We start from the raw sequence: 17,830 nt of genomic DNA, 5'->3' as shown, positions 1-17,830 counted from the left end.
CGTCATGCCACCCGAGGGGGAGCCCATGTACTCCAATGCCAAGACGGCCGGTCTGCCCGGTCATGAGCCGGCGCGCCTGGCCGCGGCCGACACCACCGCCACGCCACAGGGCGCGGCGCACCCGACCGCGTCGGTGCAGGACATCGTGCAGAGTTTCGAAGAGGCCGACGAGGTCGTGCAGCACGTCGACCTGTCCGGCTATCGCTTCGAAGACTGGGTCTGCCTCGCGCTGTTCTGGACCATGGCCGGATTGGTTTTCCTGCAGTTCTTCTCGCGCTACGTGATGAACGACTCGTACGCATGGACGGAAGAGTTGGCGGTGTACTGCCTGATCGGCGTGGTCTTTCTCGGCGCCTCGATGTGCGTGCGGGCCTGCCGCCACATCCAGGTCGACTTTCTCTATCGCTACCTGCCCAAGCCGGTCGGGCGCGTGTTGTCCACGGTGATCGACGTGATCCGCACGGCGTTCTTCGCCTATGCCATCTGGCTGGTGTACCGCTACATCTCGCTGGTGGGCGACGAGCCCATGACCACGCTGTTCTGGAACAAGGCCTATGTGTACTGGTTGGCATTCGCCGGCTTCGTGATGATGTTCGTGCGCTCGGTGCAGGTGTCGGTGCAGAACTGGCGTCAGGGCTATTCCATTCTCGAGAACCCCTCGGCCTACGACGCGGTCGACTGAGCCCGGCCTCGACGCCACCCACCCATTCGGTGCCATTGCGGAGCGAACCATGGCAATACTGATCGGTACCTTTCTGCTGTTGATGATCTTCGGGCTGCCCGTGGCGGTCTCGATGGCGGGCGCGGCCCTGCTGTTCGTGCTGGTGTCGGGCAGCGTGCCCGACGTGGTGGTGGCGCAGCGCATGATCGCGGGCGTCGAGTCGTTTCCGCTGCTCGCCGTGCCGTTCTTCATCCTGGCCGGCAATCTGATGAACATCGCCGGCATCACCGGCCGCATCTACAACTTCGCGGTCGCGCTGGTGGGCTGGATGCGTGGCGGCCTGGGTCAGGTCAACATCATCGGCTCGGTGGTGTTTGCCGGGATGTCGGGCACCGCCATCGCGGATGCGGCGGGCCTGGGCACCATCGAGATCAAGGCCATGAAAGACCATGGCTACGAAACCGAATTCGCCGTGGGCGTGACGGCCGCATCGGCCACGCTGGGCCCCATCATCCCGCCGTCTCTGCCGTTCGTGATCTACGGCATGATGGCCAACGTCTCGATCGGCTCGCTGTTTCTGGCGGGCTTGATTCCAGGCGCCGTGCTCACGGTGTTGATGATGTTCACCGTTGCCTACTACGCACGGCGCAACAACTGGGGCGGCGACGTGGCCTTCAGCTGGAAGCGGCTGGGCGGCGCGGCGCTCGAAGTGTTGATCGTGCTGGCGTTTCCGTTCTCGATCTGGGTGATGGTGGAGATGGGCGTGACGCCCAACATCGCCACCGGCATCGCGTTCGCGGCGCTGCTCATCCTCGACTGGACCTTCAACTTCTCGGCCGTGATGGCTCTGATGGCGCCGGTGATTCTGATCGGCGGGATGACGCTGGGCTGGTTCACGCCCACCGAGGCCGCCGTGGCCGCCGTGATCTGGGCGCTCTTCCTCGGTCTGGTGCGCTATCGCTCCATGACGCTGCGCACCTTGGCCAAGGCATCGTTCGACACCATCGAGACCACGGCATCGGTGCTGTTCATCGTGACGGCGGCCTCGGTGTTCGCCTGGCTGCTGACCACCACGCAGGCGGCCCAGACGCTCACCGACGCCATCCTGAGCGTGACGCAGAACAAGTGGGTGTTCCTGCTGATGGCGAACCTGCTGATTCTGATCGTGGGCTGCTTCATCGACACGATCGCCGCGATCACGATTCTCGTGCCGATCCTGCTGCCCATCGTGCTGAAGCTCGGCATCGATCCGATTCACTTCGGCCTCATCATGACGCTCAACCTGATGATCGGCCTGCTGCACCCGCCATTGGGCATGGTGCTGTTCGTGCTCGCGAGAGTGGCGCGGCTGTCGGTGGAGCGCACCACGATGGCCATTCTGCCGTGGCTGGTGCCGCTCTTCATCGCGCTGATTGCCATCACTTACATCCCGCAGATCACGCTGTGGCTGCCCACCACCATGGGTATGGGAGCGAAATGATGCCCGGACGCCTGCAAGGAAAGACGGCGCTCGTGACCGCGGCCGGCCAGGGGATCGGCCGCGCGACCGCCGAGGCCTTTGTGCGGGAGGGCGCGCGCGTGCTGGCGGCCGATATCAACCCCGACCTGCTCGCCGGGCTGGGCGAGTGCGACACGCGCGTGGCCGACGTGACCGATCCGGGCGCGGTCGAAGCGCTGGCGCGCGCCGCGGGCCCGCTCGACATTCTGTTCAACGGCGCGGGGTACGTGCACGCGGGCACCATCCTCGAATGCGACGACGCCGCCTGGGATTTCTCGTTCGAGCTGAATGTGCGTGCCATGTATCGGCTCATCCGCGCCTGCCTGCCGGGCATGCTCGAGCGCGGTGGCGGTTCGATCATCAATATGGCCTCGGCGGCGTCGAGCGTGAAGGGCGTGCCGAACCGCTTCGTGTATGGCACCACCAAAGCCGCAGTGATCGGGCTGACCAAGTCGGTTGCGGCCGACTTCGTCGCGCGCGGGATCCGGGCCAACGCGATCTGCCCCGGCACGGTCGAGTCGCCGTCGCTGCGGTTGCGGATGGCTCAGCAGTCGGCCGCGAGCGGGGTGCCGATCGAGGCCGTAGAGGCGGCGTTCGTCGCCCGCCAGCCCATGGGCCGCATCGGCCGCACCGAAGAAATCGCCGCGCTGGCCGTGTATCTTGCGAGTGACGAATCCGCGTTCACTACCGGCACCGTGCAACTGATCGACGGTGGCTGGTCCAACTGACACATGAGAAGGAGCTCACCATGAAATTGCTGCGCCATGGCGCCAAAGGCCAGGAAAAGCCGGCATTGCTCGACGCCGAGGGTCGTGTGCGCGACCTGTCCGGCGTGATCCCGGACCTGACGGCCGCGGGCCTGGGCCGCGCCGCGCTCGAACGCCTGCGCGCGCTCGACCCGGCCAGCCTGCCGCTGGTGGAGCGGCCCGGCCGCATCGGACCGCCCTGGTCGGGCATGGGCAAGTTCATCTGCATCGGCCTGAACTACGCCGACCACGCGGCCGAGGCCGGCCTGCAGGTGCCGGCCGAGCCGGTCGTGTTCATGAAGGCCACATCGGCGCTGGTCGGCGCGAACGATGCGGTCGTGCTGCCGCAGGACTCGGTCAAGACCGATTGGGAAGTCGAGCTCGGCGTGGTCATCGGCGAACGCGCGCGTTATGTGTCGGAGGCCGATGCGCTGGCGCACGTGGCGGGCTATTGCGTGGTCAACGACGTCTCCGAGCGCGAGTTCCAGATCGAGCGGGGCGGCACCTGGGACAAGGGCAAAGGCTGCGACACCTTCGGCCCCGTCGGCCCCTGGCTCGTGACGGCCGACGAGGTGGCCGATCCGCAGGCGCTCGACATGTGGCTGGAGGTCAACGGCAAGCGCTACCAGAACGGCAGCACGCGCACGATGGTGTTCGGCGTGGCGCAGCTGGTGAGCTACGTGAGCCGCTTCATGACGCTCTATCCGGGCGACCTGATCAGCACCGGCACCCCGCCCGGCGTGGGCATGGGCCAGAAGCCGGCGCCCGTGTATCTCAAGGCGGGCGACGAGATGAAACTGGGCATCGCGGGCCTGGGCGAGCAGCGTCAGCGCGTGTATGCCTGGGATCCGGCGCGCATCGACGACTAGCTGGCCCTGAGGGGGCGCCATGACGACACAGACACAGCAGGCGGCGGTGATCCGGATCCATCCGGCGGACAACGTGGTGATCGCCCGGCGTCAGCTGGTGTCGGGCACCCGGATCGAGGCAGAAGGCGTGACGGTGTCCGGCCTGGTGCCGCCCGGCCATAAGGTGGCCGTGCGCCCCATCGCGGCCGGTACGCCGGTGCGGCGCTACAACCAGGTGATCGGCGTGGCGCGCCAGGACATCGCGGCGGGCCAGCATGTGCACAGCCACAATCTGGCGTTCTCGGATTTCGAACGCGACTACGCCGTGGGCGCCGACGCGCATCCGACGGATTTCGCGGCGGTGCCGGCCACGTTCGACGGTATCGTGCGGGCCGACGGCCGTGTCGCCACGCGCAACTACATCGGCATCCTCACCAGCGTGAACTGCTCCGCGACCGTGGCGCGCGCCATTGCCGATCATTTCCGGCGCGACGTGCATCCCGGCGCGCTCGCGGCCTATCCCGAGGTGGACGGCGTGGTGGCGCTGACCCACGGCGCAGGCTGTGCGACCGGCAGCGAGGGCGAGCCGCTTCGCGTGCTGCGCCGCACGCTGGGTGGCTACGCGCGGCATCCCAATTTCGGCGGGCTGATGGTGGTGGGGCTGGGCTGCGAGACCAACCAGATCGGCGGGCTGATGGCGCAAGAGGGCCTGCACGAAAGCGGGCTGCTGCATACGTTCAACATCCAGGACACCGGCGGCACCCGCAAGACCGTGGCGCGCGGCATCGAGCTGGTGGAGTCCATGCTGGAAGCGGCCAACCGCGTGCGCCGCGAGCCGGTGCCCGCGCGCCATCTGGTGGTGGGCCTGCAATGCGGAGGCTCGGATGGGTACTCGGGCATCAGCGCGAATCCCGCGCTGGGCGCAGCGGTCGACATCCTCGTGAAAAACGGCGGAACCGCCATCCTGTCGGAGACGCCCGAGATCTATGGCGGGGAGCACCTCCTCACACGGCGGGCGCAGAGCCAGGCCGTCGCCGACAAGCTGCTGGCGCGGGTGCGCTGGTGGGAGGACTATTGCGCGCGCAACGATGCCGAGATGGACAACAACCCGTCCGCCGGCAACAAGGCGGGTGGCCTCACCACCATCCTGGAAAAGTCCTTGGGCGCGATCGCCAAGAGCGGCACCACCAATCTGACCGACGTCTACGAGTACGCCGAGGCCGTCGGCACGCCGGGGCTGGTGTTCATGGACACGCCGGGCTACGACCCGGTGTCGGCCACCGGGCAGGTGGCGGGTGGCGCCAACCTGATCTGTTTCACCACGGGGCGCGGCTCGGCGTACGGCTGTGCGCCCGCGCCTTCGCTCAAGCTGTCGACCAATACCGCGCTGTGGGAGCGGCAGGCCGACGACATCGACATCAATTGCGGTGAGGTGGTCGACGGCGCGCAGAGCGTGGCGGAGATGGGCGAGCGCATTTTCCGGTTGATGCTGCAGACCGCGTCGGGGCGCCGCAGCAAGAGCGAAGAACATGGTTATGGCCAGAACGAGTTCGTGCCCTGGCAGTTGGGCGCGGTGATGTAGCAACCCTCATTCATCGAAGGCACGTTTATTCATGAAGATCACTCAAGCCCGCGTCATCGTCTGCAGCCCGGGACGAAACTTCGTGACCCTGAAGATCGACACCGACGAGGGGCTGTCGGGCATCGGCGACGCCACCCTCAACGGCCGTGAGCTCGCGGTCGCAGCCTACCTCACCGAGCACGTGATTCCCTGCCTGATCGGACGCGACGCGCACCAGATCGAGGACATCTGGCAATACCTCTATCGCGGCGCCTATTGGCGGCGCGGGCCGGTGACCATGTCGGCCATCGCTGCCGTCGATACCGCGCTGTGGGACATCAAGGCCAAGGCGGCCGGCATGCCGCTGTATCAATTGTTGGGCGGCAAGAGCCGCACGGGGGTGATGGTGTACGGCCATGCCAATGGCCGCGACATCCCCGAGACCGTCGAAGCGGTGTTGCGCTACCGCGAGATGGGCTACCGCGCGATCCGGGCGCAGAGCGGTGTGCCGGGCCTGAACGCCGTGTACGGCGTCGGGCGCGGGCGGATGTTCTACGAGCCCGCCGACGCGGATCTGCCCTCCGAGCACGACTGGTCCACCGAAAAATATCTGGACCATACGCCGCGGCTGTTCGAGGCCGTGCGCGACGCGGTCGGGTGGGACACGCATCTGCTGCACGACGTGCATCATCGGCTCACCCCCATCGAAGCGGCGCGGCTGGGCAAGTCGCTCGAGCCCTACCGGCTGTTCTGGATGGAGGACGCGACGCCGGCCGAGAATCAGGACGCCTTTCGCCTCATCCGTCAGCACACCGTCACGCCGCTGGCGGTGGGCGAAATTTTCAACACGCTGTGGGACTGCAAGGACCTGATCCAGAATCAGCTGATCGATTACATCCGGGCCACGGTCGTGCATGCGGGCGGGATCACGCATCTGCGCCGCATCGCCGATCTTGCCGCGGTGTATCAGGTGCGCACCGGCTGCCATGGCGCCACCGATCTCTCACCGATCTGCATGGGCGCCGCGCTGCACTTCGACCTGTGGGTGCCGAACTTCGGTGTGCAGGAATACATGCGCCATACCGAAGAGACCGATGCCGTGTTTCCGCACGCCTACACCTTCGACGACGGCATGATGTTTCCGGGCGACGTGCCCGGCCATGGCGTGGAGATCGACGAGGCCCTGGCCGCGAAGTATCCGTATCAGCGTGCCTACCTGCCGGTGAACCGGCAGGCGCACGACGGCACGCTCTGGCACTGGTGAGCGCGATGGCCGCCCGTCTCTCGCCCACCTCACTCGCGCTCCTGGCCGCCGGGGTCGAACGGCCAGCGTATGCGCGCGAACGCCTGCGCGCCGGTATCGTGCACCTGGGGATCGGGGCCTTTCATCGCGCCCACCTCGCGGACGTGACCGATCGCGTTCTCGCCGATCCGGCCCAGGGCGACTGGGGCATCATCGGCGTGTCGCTGCGTCATCCCGACACGCGCGATGCCCTCGCGCCTCAAGGCGGGCTCTACACGCTGGCGTTGCGCGAAGGCGCGGCGGGTGGCGCGATCCGCGAGCGATTGCGGGTGGTGGGCTCGGTGCTGCAGGTGCTCGTGGCGCCCGAGGATCCGCGGGCCGTGCTGGAGCGCATCGCGCATCCGGATACCCGCATCGTGAGCCTCACGGTCACCGAGAAAGGCTACGCGCACGATCCCGCCACGGGCCAGCTGCGTTGGGAAGACCCGGACATCCAGCACGATCTCGACGCGCCCGACGCGCCACGCAGCGCGATCGGCATGATCGTGCATGGCCTCGCGTTGCGCGAGGCGCGCGGCCTGCCGCCCGTCACGCTGCTCTCGTGCGACAACCTGCCGGCCAACGGCGCGACGCTGCGCGGCCTGGTGCTCGCCTATGCGCAGGAGTACGACCCGGACCTGGCGCGGTGGATCGGGCTGCATTGCACGTTTCCGTGCAGCATGGTGGATCGCATCGTGCCGCGTACGACCGAGGCCGACCGCGCGCGCATCTCGGCGAGTCTGGGCGCCGACGATGCCTGGCCCGTGGTCGGAGAGCCCTATCTTGCATGGGTGATCGAAGATCGCTTTGCGCAGGGGCGGCCGGCCTGGGATCGCGTGCCCGGCGTACGCTTCGTGCCGCATGCCGAACCCTACGAACGCGTGAAGCTGCGCATGGTGAACGGCGCGCATTCCACGCTGGCCTATCTGGGCGCGATGGCCGGACACCAGACGGTGCCGCAGGCCGTGAGCGATCCGCATCTGCGCGCGTTGATCGGCTGCCTGTTGAATGACGAGGTGGCGCCCACGCTCGGCGTGGTCGACGGCCTGGACTCGCGTGCCTATGCCGCCGAGCTGATGGCGCGGTTCGCGAATTCGGCGCTGCCGCATCGCACGCGGCAGATCGCCATGGATGGATCACAGAAGGTGCCGCAGCGGCTGCTGAATACCTTGCGCGACCGCCTGCGCGCCGGTCAGCCGGCCACGCTGCTGGCGCTGGGCGTGGCGGGCTGGCTGCATTATCTGCGGGGCTACGACGAAACCGGTGCACGCTATGAGATCGACGACCCCCTGGCCGGCGAGCTGGCCGAGCACCTGGCCCTGGCCGCTGCGCAGGCCCAGGCGGGGCCGCTGGCCGAGGCCGCCTGTCTGCTGACGTTCCGTCCGGTGTTCGGCGATCTGGAAGGTAACGAGGCGCTCGCGAATCTGCTGGCCCGCCATCTCGGCGCGCTGCGCGTGCGCGGCGTGGCCGCGACGGTCAGGGAGGTGCTGCCATGAACGAGGCGTTGATACGCCGGGTACCGGCCGCGGCGCTGCGGGACTGGGCCGTGGGCTGCCTGCGCGCGCACGACCTGGATCAGGACGATGCCGTGTGCCTCGCCGATAGCCTGGTGCAGACCAGTCTGTGGGGGATCGACTCCCATGGCATCGCACGGCTGCCGCACTATCTCAATCGTCTTTCGCATGGCTCCATCCTGGCGCGGCCCCGTATCCGCGTGACCCGCAGCGGGCCCGCCACGGCGCAGGTCGACGGCGGGCAAGGGCTGGGCATCATCGTGGGGCACCGTGCCAACGCGCTGGCCATCGAGCTCGCGCGGGAAGCGGGTGTGGCCGCCGTCGGCGTGAGCGACAGCTCGCACTGCGGAGCCGTCGGGCTGTACAGCCGCCGCGCCGCGCAGGCCGGCCTGATCGGGCTGGCCTTCACGCATTCCGACGCGATCGCCGCGCCCTTTGGCGGCCATGTGCCGTTCTTCGGCACCAACCCGATCTCGATCGCGGTGCCGCGCGAGGGCGGCGAACCGCTGTGCCTCGATATGGCCACGACGGCGATTCCCTGGAACCGCGTGATGAACGCGCGGCGCGAGCAGCGGAGCCTGCCGCCGGGTGTGGCGCTGGACGAGGCGGGCGAGGACGCGACCGACGCGCAGTCCGTGCGGGCATTACGTCCGCTCGGCGGGACCGAGTACGGCTACAAGGGCTACGGGCTCGCCATGATGATCGAGGTGCTCTGCGGGCCGTTGAACGGCAATCCCTTCGGGCCGCATATATCGCCGATGTACGAGCGGCTGGATGAGCCGCGTCGGCTCGGCGCCTTTTTCATCGTGATCGACCCGCGGCGTTTCGCGGGCGGCGCCGTGCTGGCCGGTGTCGTGGCGCTGATGGCGAGCGAGCTGGCACAACAGCCCGGCGCCCCGCAGGTGCCGGGCCAACCCGAGGCGCATGCGCAGCGCGAGCGCGAAACGGGCGGCATTCCGGTGGAGGCCGGGCTCTGGCGCGAGATCCAGGCGTGGAGCGCGCGATTGCGCGTGCCGCCGCCCGCCTGAATCAGGGCAGGTCTTGGCGTGGCGGCGCGGACGGCGTCTGGGGCACCGTGTTCGTCTGCGGGTGGGCGGTGCCCGGTACGGTCTCAGGCGTCATGGACACGGGGCGGGCGGTTGCAGCATCCGCGGCGGGAGACCCTGCTGGCGGCACCGCGGTCGCCCCTGCGGGCGCGTCTCCGGTGGCCGCGCCTTGTTCGAGGCGCTCGGCCCGCAGCGAGTACTGCCGCGTGAATACCGCACCGAAGAAGAAGATCTGCGCGGAGTAATAAATCCACAGCAGCAGGGCGATCAGGGAGCCGGCGGCACCATAGGCCGAGGTGGCGGCGCCGTTGCCCAGGTAGAGCCCGATGCCCCATTTGCCGATCAGGAACAGCGCGGCCGTCACGACGGCGCCGGGAATGACATGGCGCCACAGCACATTGGCGCTGGGCAGCAGCTTGAAGACCACCGCGAACAGCGCCGTGACCACCGCGAAGGAAAACAGGCTGGAGATCCATTCGCCGATGATGGCGACGTAAGAGTTGGTCCAGAGGTCGCCGTAATAGCCGCGCGCCACGCCCATCGCGGCGTTGACCATCAGCGACAGCAGGAGGAAGAGGCCCAGCACCAGCACCAGCCCGAAGGACAGCATGCGGCTGCGCACCAGGCCCTGGATGCCGCTGCTCTGGTCGGGATCGGCCTCCCAGAGTTCGTCCAGACTGGCCTTGAGTTCGGCGAACGCCGTGGTGGCGGAGAACACCAGCACCGAGATCGAGAACAGGGCGGCGAGCCAGCCCTTGCCCGACTCGTGGGCGCTCGCCAGCACGGTCTGAATCACCTCAGCGCCACGCTCGCCGGTCAGATCGCGCACCTGGCCGAACAGCTCCGAGCGCACCGCCTCTTCGCCGAAGAACGCGCCCGCCACCGCGATCACGAGGATCAGCATGGGCGCGAGCGAGAACACCATATAGAGCGATAGCGCGGCACCCTTGCTTGAGGCCCGATGACGGGACCACTGATTCGCCGAGTCTTTCAGCAAGCCGAAGAGCTCTCTGGGGCGGAGGAAGCGGAGCAGGGTGGGCGCGCGCAATCGCATGGGTACAGTCCGTGTTTGCTGCAATGCTGCAGGGGCAGGCTTGAATCAAGCCGATCTGAGTCCAAGCCCCATTTTAGGGAAGCCGATCCGGCTTCGTGTCAGCCTGCCCAGCACGATGCGTGCCCGGCCCCTCAGCGCTGCGATGACGCCGGGGTGCCAGCGGTGTCGGCGGGCGGCGAGCGGTTGTCCCACTGCACCACCGCCATGCCCAACAGAATGAGCGTCACGCCCGCGAGGCGCGCCCCGCTCGTCGGCCGCACCGGCAGCCCCATCAGACCGAAATGGTCCAGCACCAGCGATGCCAGCATCTGGCCCGCGATCACGCAGACGATGAAATTGGCCGCGCCCAGGCGCGGCGCGAGGACGAGCGCCGCCGTTACGTAGACCACCCCGGCCACACCGCCCAGCCACAGCCAGGTCGGCCCGCCGGTGGCCTGGGCGAGGGTGGGGGCCGACACGCGGGCGGCGAGCAGCACGGGCGCCAGTACCGCCACGCTCACCAGCAGCGAGCACAGCGTGGCCCACAGCGGATGGCCCAGCGCGCGGCCGAGGGCGGCGTTGCTGGCCGCCTGAAGCGGGACGGCGGCGCCGGCAAGCACGGCGATGAACAGAGGCACGAGCGCGGGCATGAGGGATTTCCTGGTTCGGTTTCGACCCAGACAGCGTGAACGATGCTCTATGCGAATGGAAATTCTTATTTCTAACGTGCATTATTCGTCGCATGGATGAATTGCGACGCATCGACCTGAATCTACTGCTCACGCTGCATGCCCTGCTGAGCGAGCGCCACGTCACGCGTGCCGCCTTGCGGCTGCACAAGAGCCAGCCGGCCGTGAGCCACGCGCTGGCGCAGCTGCGCGCCCATTTCGGCGATCCGTTGCTGGTCAGGCGCGAGGGCGGCCTGCAGCTCAGCGCGCGGGCTCAGGAACTATTGCCGCCGCTGAGTCAGGCCTTGTCGGGACTCGACGATGTGCTGCGCGCGCCCGCCTTCGAGCCCGGTGCCGCGCGGCGGCGCCTGCGGCTGGGCATGTCGGATTACGCGGCCCGGCTGGTACTGCCGCCGCTGATGCGTCAGTTGCGCGCGCAGGCACCGGGCATCGATCTGGCCGTGAGCCAGGCCGGGCGCGACACCATGCTGGGCCAGTTGGACGATGGCGAGCTGGATCTGGCGCTCGGCGTGTTTCCGGCGATGCCGGATCACCTGCGCCGCCAGGTGCTGTTCGAGGAGCATTTCACGAGCGTGGCCGACGCCGCGACCCTGCCCGCGCGTGGGGGGCTGTCGTGGGAGCCGTGGCTGGCGCGGCCGCATGTGCTGGTGGCGATGCGGCCGGATGGCGACAACGACATCGACGCCGCGGTGGCCGCGCGCGGCGGGCGCCGCCATGTCGCGCTGGTCTTGCCCCACTGGAGCGCCGCGCTGGATGTCGTGCCGGGAACGGATCTGGTGCTGACCGTGGCCGCGCGCACCCTGGTGGCCGGCCGCTTGCCCCAAGGCTTACGCCGCTTCGCGCCGCCTCTGGCGCTGCCGGCCTTTGCGTTCGAGCAGGTGTGGCACCCTCGTCGCGATGGCGATGCGGCGCTGGGTTGGTTGCGCGCACAACTGGCTGGACTCTGCGGCTGAGCCGATCTCAGCCGGCGGCTCGCACCACGCCCCGTAGCGGCGTGCCCGCGGCGAGCGCGCGGATGTTGTCGGCGATGAAGGCGTAGCGGCGTTCGAGCAGGCCGGGCGTGAGCGCGGACACATGGGGCGTGCAGCGCACATTGGGCAAGGCATGAATGGGAAATGCCGACGGCGCCACATCGACCTCGCCTTCCGCGGGATAGCGATACCAGACATCCAGCACCGCCCGGCCGAGCCGGCCGTCGGCGAGGCATGCGTAGAGCGCCTGTTCGTCCGCGACCTCCGCGCGTGCCACGTTGATGAGCAGCCCGTCCGGACCCAGGGCCTCGAGCGCGGCCGCGCCCACGCGTCCGCGTGTTTCGGGCGTGAGCGGGCAGCAGAGCACCAGCGCCGCGCAACGTGGCAGCACGTCTTCGAGTTGGGCGGTCGTGACGATCTCATCGGGCACGATGTCGGCATCGACCTTGCCGCTGCGCGTGACGGCGATCACCCGCATGCCCAGCGCGCGCACGCGCCGCGCGATCTCTTCGCCGATGTGGCCGTAGCCCAGGATGGCGACGGTGCTGCCGGCGGCCTCGCGGTGATAGGGCCGAGCGGCATACACCGCCGGCCATGCGCGCGCGTCGAGTTCGGTCGGCAGGCGCCAGGGCTGCAGGAAATGCTCGAGCAGCGCGTGCGTCACATACTCGGCGATGGGGATCTCGTGTCCGTGCACGTTGCAGACCGGGCAGGCGGCGGGCAGGGCATCCTGCGAGATCGCGTCGACGCCCGCGCCGGGCACATGCACCAGACGGCCCTGGAACCGCGCGGCTTCGTCGGCGCCGAGGCGGTTGGTGACCAGCACATCGGCTTCGATGGGCCCTTGCGCGGGCAGGGCGCTGGCGGCCTGCACGTCGTGGTCGGCGCCCAGCAGGGCGGCCAGGCGCGGTGCGTTGGGGGCATGCAGCCCCGCAACCAGAATCTTCATGTCGGACGTCCTCAGGAAACGTGGCTGGCGCGCACCAGGAGATCGGTGCGTGCCTTGAAAGCAGGAGACAGGCGCGTGCCCAGGCCATGGCCCGTGGGCGGCAGGGCCACGCCTGCGTCGATATGCGGCAGGTCGGTGACGAGGTCACGGTACCAGGTGGCCAGCGTGGCGCGCACGACCTCCTGGTAGATCGCCGTGGGCGCATGCAGCGCCAGATGCAGGCCGGCCATCAGCGCGACCGGACCGGTGCAGTCGTGCGGCGCGAGCGGCTTGGCGTAGGCCTGGGCCAACGCGGCAATCTTGCGCGCGGTGGTGATGCCGCCGCACCAGCACAGATCGAGCATCACCACGTCGAGCGCATTGGCGGCGAGCAGGTCGCGGAACACCGGCAGGCCGGCGAGCGATTCGCTGCCGCAGATCGGCGTGCGGGTGCGGCTGCGCAGGTCGGCAAGCGTATGGACGTCGTCCATCTTGGAGATCGGATCCTCGGCCCAGAATACGCCGTAGTCTTCGAGGGCCTGGCAGATGCGCAGCGCGGCGTGGTTGCCCCACAAGCCATGCAGCTCGCACATCACCTCGATGTCGTCGCCCACCGCGTCGCGGATGCGCTTGAAGGGCTCGAGCCCGGTTTTCAGGTCTTTGAGGCTGATGGTCTGGCCCTGCGTCTTGGGCGCATAGATGTCGAACGGCCAGATCTTCATCGCCGCGTACCCTTCGTCGCGCAGGCTGGTTGCCAGGGCGCCCGCGTCGCGCATGAAGGCGACCTGATCGTCGTAAGGGCCGGTCGACACATCGGCCGCGCCGATGTCGCGGCGCTTGCCGCTCGTGTTGAAGGCGTAGCCCGCGCAGGTGTTGTACACGGGGATGCCGGTGCGGGCGGCACCGCCCAACGCCTGATACAGCGGCACCTGCTGGCGCTGGCCGGCCAGGTCCCAGAGCGCGATATCGACGGCGCTGGCGGCGCGGATCTCGGCGCCGGAGGCGTTGTAGCCCACATAGGGTTGGGTCAGCAGCGCGTTGATGCTTTCGATGGCGCTGGCGTCGCGCCCGAGCAGTTGCGGCGCGATTTCTGCGTGGATCATGGTCTCGACCGTCGCGGCGCCGCGGAAGGTCTCGCCCAAGCCGGTGAGGCCGTCGTCGGTGTCGATCTCGAGCCAGAGCAGGCTGGGCCGGTCGGGGTGGCGATACGTGCGCAGTTGGGTGATGCGGGACATGACGAGACGGCCTGATCGGGGAAGCGGGCTTATAGTGTCGGCAATGCTGTAAAATCTGTCAATAGAAGTTCGTTTTGCTTTACAGCTTTTGGCGCGGCGCCTTGCTCGCGGCAGTGGCTTGCTTCAAACTCCCGCCCCATGAATCACGCATCCACCGACCGGCTTCTCAGCGACAAGGTCTACGAACAACTGCTGGCGCTGCTGGGCAGCGAGGGCTTCAAGATCCACGCCCGCCTGCCCGGCGAGATCGAGCTGGCGCGCCGCCTGTCGGTGTCGCGGCCGGTGCTGCGCCAGGCCTTGGCGCGCCTGCGGGCCGAGGGGCGCATCTCCGCGCGCAAGGGCTCCGGCAACTATGTCGAGGCGCTCAAGCCGCAGGCCGAGATCGTGGAGTTCGGCTCGCTGTCGAGCATTCCGGACATCCAGTCGTTCCTGGATTTCCGCTGCGCCCTCGAAGGCGAAATCGCCGCGCGCGCGGCGGCCCGCCGCGATCCGGAGGCGGTGGCCGAGATCGTGCGCAGGCATGCGGGGTTCGAGCGCGCGCTCCAGGCGGGCAACCCCGGCATCGACGAGGACATCGCGTTTCATGCCGCCGTGGCGGCCGCCTGCGGCAATCGCTTCTTCGAGATGACGATGACGGCCTTGGTGGCGCAGACGCGCTTCAGCATCGATCTCGTGCGCCAGCTGTCGGGCCCCTTCTCGGCCGAGCGGCGCCAGCGCGTCGTTGCCGAGCACGGTGCCATCGTGCAGGCCATCGAGGCGGGCGACGCCGAGCGCGCGCGGGCGGCCATGGTGGCGCATCTGCAAGGCGGGATCGCGCGGCTGTTCGGCGGCCGTGGCGCTGCTGGATAACCCGCATTCGCGCAATCAGCTATTGACAGATTTTACAGCTTAAGCGGAAGATGTCTCCGCCGTGTCCTCCAGGGCCGGCACGGGCACACGCCGTCTCCAGTCGGCCGCGCCCGCATAACGACAAGGAGACATCATGTTCTTGCCTTCCCGGCCGGCCGTCGTGCCCGCCAAGCGGCGCACGCTGGCGCGCCTGGTCGCCGGCCTTTGCGCGGCCCTCGGCGCCAGCGCCGGCAGCACCGCCTTCGCCGCGGATCCTGCCGCGGCCTATCCCCAGAAAGTCATTCGTATCGTCGTGCCCAACCCCGCGGGCGGCGCGTCCGACGTGATGGCACGCCTGATCGGCAAGAAGCTCACCGAACGGTGGGGGCAGGCCGTGGTAGTCGAGAACAAGGCGGGCGCCAATGGCAGCATCGGCGCCAGTTACGTGGCCAAGTCGGATGCCGACGGCTACACGCTGCTGTTGATGGACTCGGGCAGTCTCACGATCTCGCCCAGCATCATGAAGCTGAACTACAGCCCGACCGAAGACCTCGCGCCGGTCTCGGTGGTGGCGTACTCGCCGCACATCCTCGTGGTGAGCAACAAGCTGCCCGTGCACAACGTGCAGGAGCTGATCGATTACGCCAAGGCCAACAAGGGCCGTCTCAATTTCGGTGAAACACCGGGGTCGATCACGCACCTGGCCGGCGTGTTGTTCGCCAGCCAGACCGGCATCGACTGGAACTACATCGGCTACAAGGGTGGCTCGCAGGTCCTGTCGGACCTGGCAGGCGGACAGATCGACGTGGCGATGAACAGCTTCCTGGCCACCTATCCGCTGGTCAAGGGCGGCACGATCCGCATGCTGGCGGTGGCGAGTACGGAGCGCTTCGCGCCGATTCCCGACACGCCGGCTTTGTCCGAGCGCCTGCCGGGCTTTGTCACGGGCTCCTGGCAGACGCTGATGGCGCCCGCCGGCACGCCGCCCGCCATCGTCGAGAAGCTGCACGCGACGATCGCCGAGATCGTCAACGAGGCCGACACGAAGCAGCGCTTCGCGGAGCTGGGTTCCGAGCCGGTGACGATGACGCCGGCCGAGATGGGCCAGTGGCTGCGCAAAGAAACCGATCACTGGGCGCGTGTCGTGAAAGAGGGCGACATCAAGGTGTTCTGAGCGGCGTCGTCGGATCAACGCCTCGGCCCGCGCTTCGCGCAATGAAAAAAGCCTCGCAAGGCGAACCTTGCGAGGCTTTTTGTTGCTTGGGCTGCCCCCAGTGAGGCGGGGGCGCCGGCAGTGCAGCGGGACTTAGAAGTCCATGCCGCCCATGCCGCCCATGCCACCCATGCCGCCGGGCATGGCCGGAGCAGCGGGCTTGTCTTCCACCAGCTCGACCACAGCGGCTTCAGCCGTCAGCAGCAGGCTGGCCACCGACGCGGCGTTTTGCAGAGCGGTGCGGGTCACCTTGGTGGGATCCAGCACGCCTTGCTCGACCATGTCGACGTATTCGCCGGTCGCGGCGTTGTAGCCGTAGTTGCCCTTGCCGTTCAGCACGTTGTTGACAACGACGCTGGACTCTTCGCCGGCGTTGGCGACGATGGTGCGCAGGGGCTCTTCGACAGCGCGCAGGATCAGCTTGATGCCGGCGTTCTGGTCGGGGGTGTCACCCTTCAGGTCGGTGATGGCTTGCTTGGCACGCAGCAGAGCCACGCCGCCGCCAGCCACAACGCCTTCTTCCACTGCGGCGCGGGTAGCGTGCAGGGCGTCTTCGACGCGAGCCTTCTTTTCCTTCATTTCGACTTCGGTGGCAGCACCGACGCGAATCACGGCAACACCGCCAGCCAGCTTGGCCACGCGTTCTTGCAGCTTTTCACGGTCGTAGTCGGAGGTGGCTTCTTCGATCTGGGCACGGATTTGCTTCACGCGTGCTTCGATCGAGCGGCCGTCGCCGGCGCCGTCGATGATCGTGGTGTTTTCCTTGGCCACTTCGATGCGCTTGGCTTGACCCAGTTCTTGCAGGGTGGCCTTTTCAAGCGACATGCCGGTTTCTTCGGAGATCACCGTGCCGCCCGTCAGGATGGCGATGTCTTCGAGCATGGCCTTGCGGCGGTCGCCGAAGCCAGGCGCCTTGACGGCGGTGGTCTTCAGGATGCCACGGATGTTGTTGACCACCAGGGTCGCCAGGGCTTCGCCCTCGACGTCTTCGGCGATGATCAGCAGCGGACGGCTCGACTTGGCGACTTGCTCCAGCACCGGCAGCAGATCACGGATGTTGCTGATCTTCTTGTCGTAGATCAGAACGAACGGATCGTCCAGAGCGGCAACTTGCTTCTCGGGCGAGTTGATGAAGTAGGGCGACAGGTAGCCGCGGTCGAATTGCATACCTTCGACGACGTCCAGCTCGTTTTCCAGCGACTTGCCGTCTTCGACGGTGATGACGCCTTCCTTGCCGACCTTGTCCATCGCGTCAGCGATGATCTGGCCGATGGAGCTGTCGCTGTTGGCCGAGATCGAGCCAACTTGAGCGATTTCCTTGCTGGTGGTGACCGGCTTGGAGATCTTTTGCAGTTCGCCGACGGCGGCGGCAACCGCCTTGTCGATACCGCGCTTCAGGTCGATGGGGTTGAAGCCAGCGGCAACGTACTTCAGGCCTTCTTGAACGATGGCTTGAGCCAGCACGGTGGCGGTCGTGGTGCCGTCACCGGCGTTGTCCGAGGTCTTCGAAGCCACGTCCTTGACGAGCTGGGCGCCGATGTTTTCGAACTTGTCCTTCAGTTCGATTTCCTTGGCGACGGAGACGCCGTCCTTGGTCACGGTCGGGGCGCCGAACGAGCGCTCCAGCACGACGTTGCGACCCTTGGGGCCCAGGGTGGTCTTAACAGCGTTGGCGAGAACGTTCACGCCACGCACGATGCGCACGCGGGCGTCATCGGCAAACAGAACTTGTTTGGCAGCCATTTTGTCAGCTTCCTTCTTGAAATCGGTTTCGCAG

16 protein-coding genes are annotated in these 17,830 nt (G+C 67.7%); 11 read left to right on the top strand and 5 right to left on the bottom strand.

Features of this window, described 5'->3' with window-relative positions:
- The first annotated feature begins 4 nt into the window (after positions 1-4).
- From CEK29_RS19485 to CEK29_RS19450, 8 genes are read left to right on the top strand one after another with little or no spacing between them, the layout of a single operon-like run.
- On the top strand, positions 5-682 hold the full coding sequence (locus CEK29_RS19485) for a TRAP transporter small permease (protein WP_255176213.1): 678 nt from the start codon (positions 5-7) through the stop codon (positions 680-682).
- 49 nt (positions 683-731) lie between these two features.
- Positions 732-2,141 (top strand): TRAP transporter large permease, encoded by a 1,410-nt coding sequence (locus CEK29_RS19480; RefSeq protein ID WP_094801290.1) that lies wholly within the window; start codon positions 732-734, stop codon positions 2,139-2,141.
- Positions 2,141-2,887 (top strand): SDR family oxidoreductase, encoded by a 747-nt coding sequence (locus CEK29_RS19475; protein WP_094859060.1) that lies wholly within the window; start codon positions 2,141-2,143, stop codon positions 2,885-2,887. Before CEK29_RS19480 ends, CEK29_RS19475 begins: the two co-directional genes overlap by 1 nt.
- 20 nt (positions 2,888-2,907) lie before the next feature.
- Complete coding sequence (locus tag CEK29_RS19470) at positions 2,908-3,774, top strand: fumarylacetoacetate hydrolase family protein (protein ID WP_094859059.1); 867 nt, start codon at positions 2,908-2,910, stop codon at positions 3,772-3,774.
- Positions 3,775-3,793: 19 nt separating this feature from the next.
- Positions 3,794-5,335 (top strand): UxaA family hydrolase, encoded by a 1,542-nt coding sequence (locus CEK29_RS19465; protein WP_094859058.1) that lies wholly within the window; start codon positions 3,794-3,796, stop codon positions 5,333-5,335.
- A 31-nt stretch (positions 5,336-5,366) separates the two neighbouring features.
- Positions 5,367-6,578, top strand: coding sequence for a D-mannonate dehydratase ManD (gene manD / locus CEK29_RS19460; protein WP_094859057.1), 1,212 nt, complete (start codon positions 5,367-5,369; stop codon positions 6,576-6,578).
- A gap of 5 nt (positions 6,579-6,583) precedes the next feature.
- Positions 6,584-8,092 (top strand): mannitol dehydrogenase family protein, encoded by a 1,509-nt coding sequence (locus CEK29_RS19455; RefSeq protein WP_094859056.1) that lies wholly within the window; start codon positions 6,584-6,586, stop codon positions 8,090-8,092.
- Positions 8,089-9,138, top strand: a complete 1,050-nt coding sequence (locus tag CEK29_RS19450) for an Ldh family oxidoreductase (RefSeq protein WP_094859055.1) — start codon at positions 8,089-8,091, stop codon at positions 9,136-9,138. The genes CEK29_RS19455 and CEK29_RS19450 overlap by 4 nt, the downstream gene beginning before the upstream one ends.
- A 1-nt stretch (position 9,139) precedes the next feature.
- Here the strand turns inward: CEK29_RS19450 and CEK29_RS19445 are convergent, their stop codons facing one another.
- Together CEK29_RS19445 and CEK29_RS19440 are read right to left on the bottom strand one after the other, a co-directional pair.
- Positions 9,140-10,210, bottom strand: coding sequence for a YihY/virulence factor BrkB family protein (locus CEK29_RS19445; protein ID WP_094859054.1), 1,071 nt, complete (start codon positions 10,208-10,210; stop codon positions 9,140-9,142).
- 131 nt (positions 10,211-10,341) lie between these two features.
- Positions 10,342-10,839, bottom strand: coding sequence for a DMT family transporter (locus CEK29_RS19440; RefSeq protein WP_094859053.1), 498 nt, complete (start codon positions 10,837-10,839; stop codon positions 10,342-10,344).
- 92 nt (positions 10,840-10,931) lie between these two features.
- Between CEK29_RS19440 and CEK29_RS19435 the strand changes: the two genes are divergently transcribed.
- On the top strand, positions 10,932-11,831 hold the full coding sequence (locus CEK29_RS19435) for a LysR family transcriptional regulator (RefSeq protein WP_094859052.1): 900 nt from the start codon (positions 10,932-10,934) through the stop codon (positions 11,829-11,831).
- A 7-nt stretch (positions 11,832-11,838) separates the two neighbouring features.
- On the opposite strand, the gene CEK29_RS19430 is transcribed toward CEK29_RS19435, so the two are convergent.
- Complete coding sequence (locus CEK29_RS19430) at positions 11,839-12,798, bottom strand: 2-hydroxyacid dehydrogenase (protein ID WP_094859051.1); 960 nt, start codon at positions 12,796-12,798, stop codon at positions 11,839-11,841.
- Between the two features lie 11 nt (positions 12,799-12,809).
- Positions 12,810-14,012, bottom strand: coding sequence for a mandelate racemase/muconate lactonizing enzyme family protein (locus CEK29_RS19425; RefSeq protein WP_094801311.1), 1,203 nt, complete (start codon positions 14,010-14,012; stop codon positions 12,810-12,812).
- Positions 14,013-14,150: 138 nt separating this feature from the next.
- Between CEK29_RS19425 and CEK29_RS19420 the strand changes: the two genes are divergently transcribed.
- On the top strand, positions 14,151-14,861 hold the full coding sequence (locus CEK29_RS19420) for a FadR/GntR family transcriptional regulator (RefSeq protein ID WP_094859050.1): 711 nt from the start codon (positions 14,151-14,153) through the stop codon (positions 14,859-14,861).
- Between the two features lie 133 nt (positions 14,862-14,994).
- The gene (locus CEK29_RS19415) at positions 14,995-16,014 is read left to right on the top strand and encodes a Bug family tripartite tricarboxylate transporter substrate binding protein (protein ID WP_094859049.1); all 1,020 of its coding nucleotides are present in this window, start codon (positions 14,995-14,997) and stop codon (positions 16,012-16,014) included.
- A gap of 132 nt (positions 16,015-16,146) precedes the next feature.
- Here the strand turns inward: CEK29_RS19415 and groL are convergent, their stop codons facing one another.
- Complete coding sequence (gene groL, locus CEK29_RS19410) at positions 16,147-17,796, bottom strand: chaperonin GroEL (RefSeq protein WP_094801317.1); 1,650 nt, start codon at positions 17,794-17,796, stop codon at positions 16,147-16,149.
- Positions 17,797-17,830: the final 34 nt, after the last annotated feature.

This window comes from Bordetella genomosp. 5 (genome assembly GCF_002261475.1).
GTDB lineage: Bacteria > Pseudomonadota > Gammaproteobacteria > Burkholderiales > Burkholderiaceae_B > Bordetella.
This window is presented reverse-complemented; position numbering and strand designations above follow the sequence as displayed.

What these genes read in the sequence shown, in the direction of transcription:
- CEK29_RS19485 (WP_255176213.1), top strand. Translation starts at nt 5, where the DNA reads ATGCCACCCGAGGGGGAGCCCATGTACTCCAATGCCAAGACGGCCGGT.
- CEK29_RS19480 (WP_094801290.1), top strand. Translation starts at nt 732, where the DNA reads ATGGCAATACTGATCGGTACCTTTCTGCTGTTGATGATCTTCGGGCTG.
- CEK29_RS19475 (WP_094859060.1), top strand. Translation starts at nt 2,141, where the DNA reads ATGCCCGGACGCCTGCAAGGAAAGACGGCGCTCGTGACCGCGGCCGGC.
- CEK29_RS19470 (WP_094859059.1), top strand. Translation starts at nt 2,908, where the DNA reads ATGAAATTGCTGCGCCATGGCGCCAAAGGCCAGGAAAAGCCGGCATTG.
- CEK29_RS19465 (WP_094859058.1), top strand. Translation starts at nt 3,794, where the DNA reads ATGACGACACAGACACAGCAGGCGGCGGTGATCCGGATCCATCCGGCG.
- manD (WP_094859057.1), top strand. Translation starts at nt 5,367, where the DNA reads ATGAAGATCACTCAAGCCCGCGTCATCGTCTGCAGCCCGGGACGAAAC.
- CEK29_RS19455 (WP_094859056.1), top strand. Translation starts at nt 6,584, where the DNA reads ATGGCCGCCCGTCTCTCGCCCACCTCACTCGCGCTCCTGGCCGCCGGG.
- CEK29_RS19450 (WP_094859055.1), top strand. Translation starts at nt 8,089, where the DNA reads ATGAACGAGGCGTTGATACGCCGGGTACCGGCCGCGGCGCTGCGGGAC.
- CEK29_RS19445 (WP_094859054.1), bottom strand. Translation starts at nt 10,210, where the DNA reads ATGCGATTGCGCGCGCCCACCCTGCTCCGCTTCCTCCGCCCCAGAGAG.
- CEK29_RS19440 (WP_094859053.1), bottom strand. Translation starts at nt 10,839, where the DNA reads ATGCCCGCGCTCGTGCCTCTGTTCATCGCCGTGCTTGCCGGCGCCGCC.
- CEK29_RS19435 (WP_094859052.1), top strand. Translation starts at nt 10,932, where the DNA reads ATGGATGAATTGCGACGCATCGACCTGAATCTACTGCTCACGCTGCAT.
- CEK29_RS19430 (WP_094859051.1), bottom strand. Translation starts at nt 12,798, where the DNA reads ATGAAGATTCTGGTTGCGGGGCTGCATGCCCCCAACGCACCGCGCCTG.
- CEK29_RS19425 (WP_094801311.1), bottom strand. Translation starts at nt 14,012, where the DNA reads ATGTCCCGCATCACCCAACTGCGCACGTATCGCCACCCCGACCGGCCC.
- CEK29_RS19420 (WP_094859050.1), top strand. Translation starts at nt 14,151, where the DNA reads ATGAATCACGCATCCACCGACCGGCTTCTCAGCGACAAGGTCTACGAA.
- CEK29_RS19415 (WP_094859049.1), top strand. Translation starts at nt 14,995, where the DNA reads ATGTTCTTGCCTTCCCGGCCGGCCGTCGTGCCCGCCAAGCGGCGCACG.
- groL (WP_094801317.1), bottom strand. Translation starts at nt 17,796, where the DNA reads ATGGCTGCCAAACAAGTTCTGTTTGCCGATGACGCCCGCGTGCGCATC.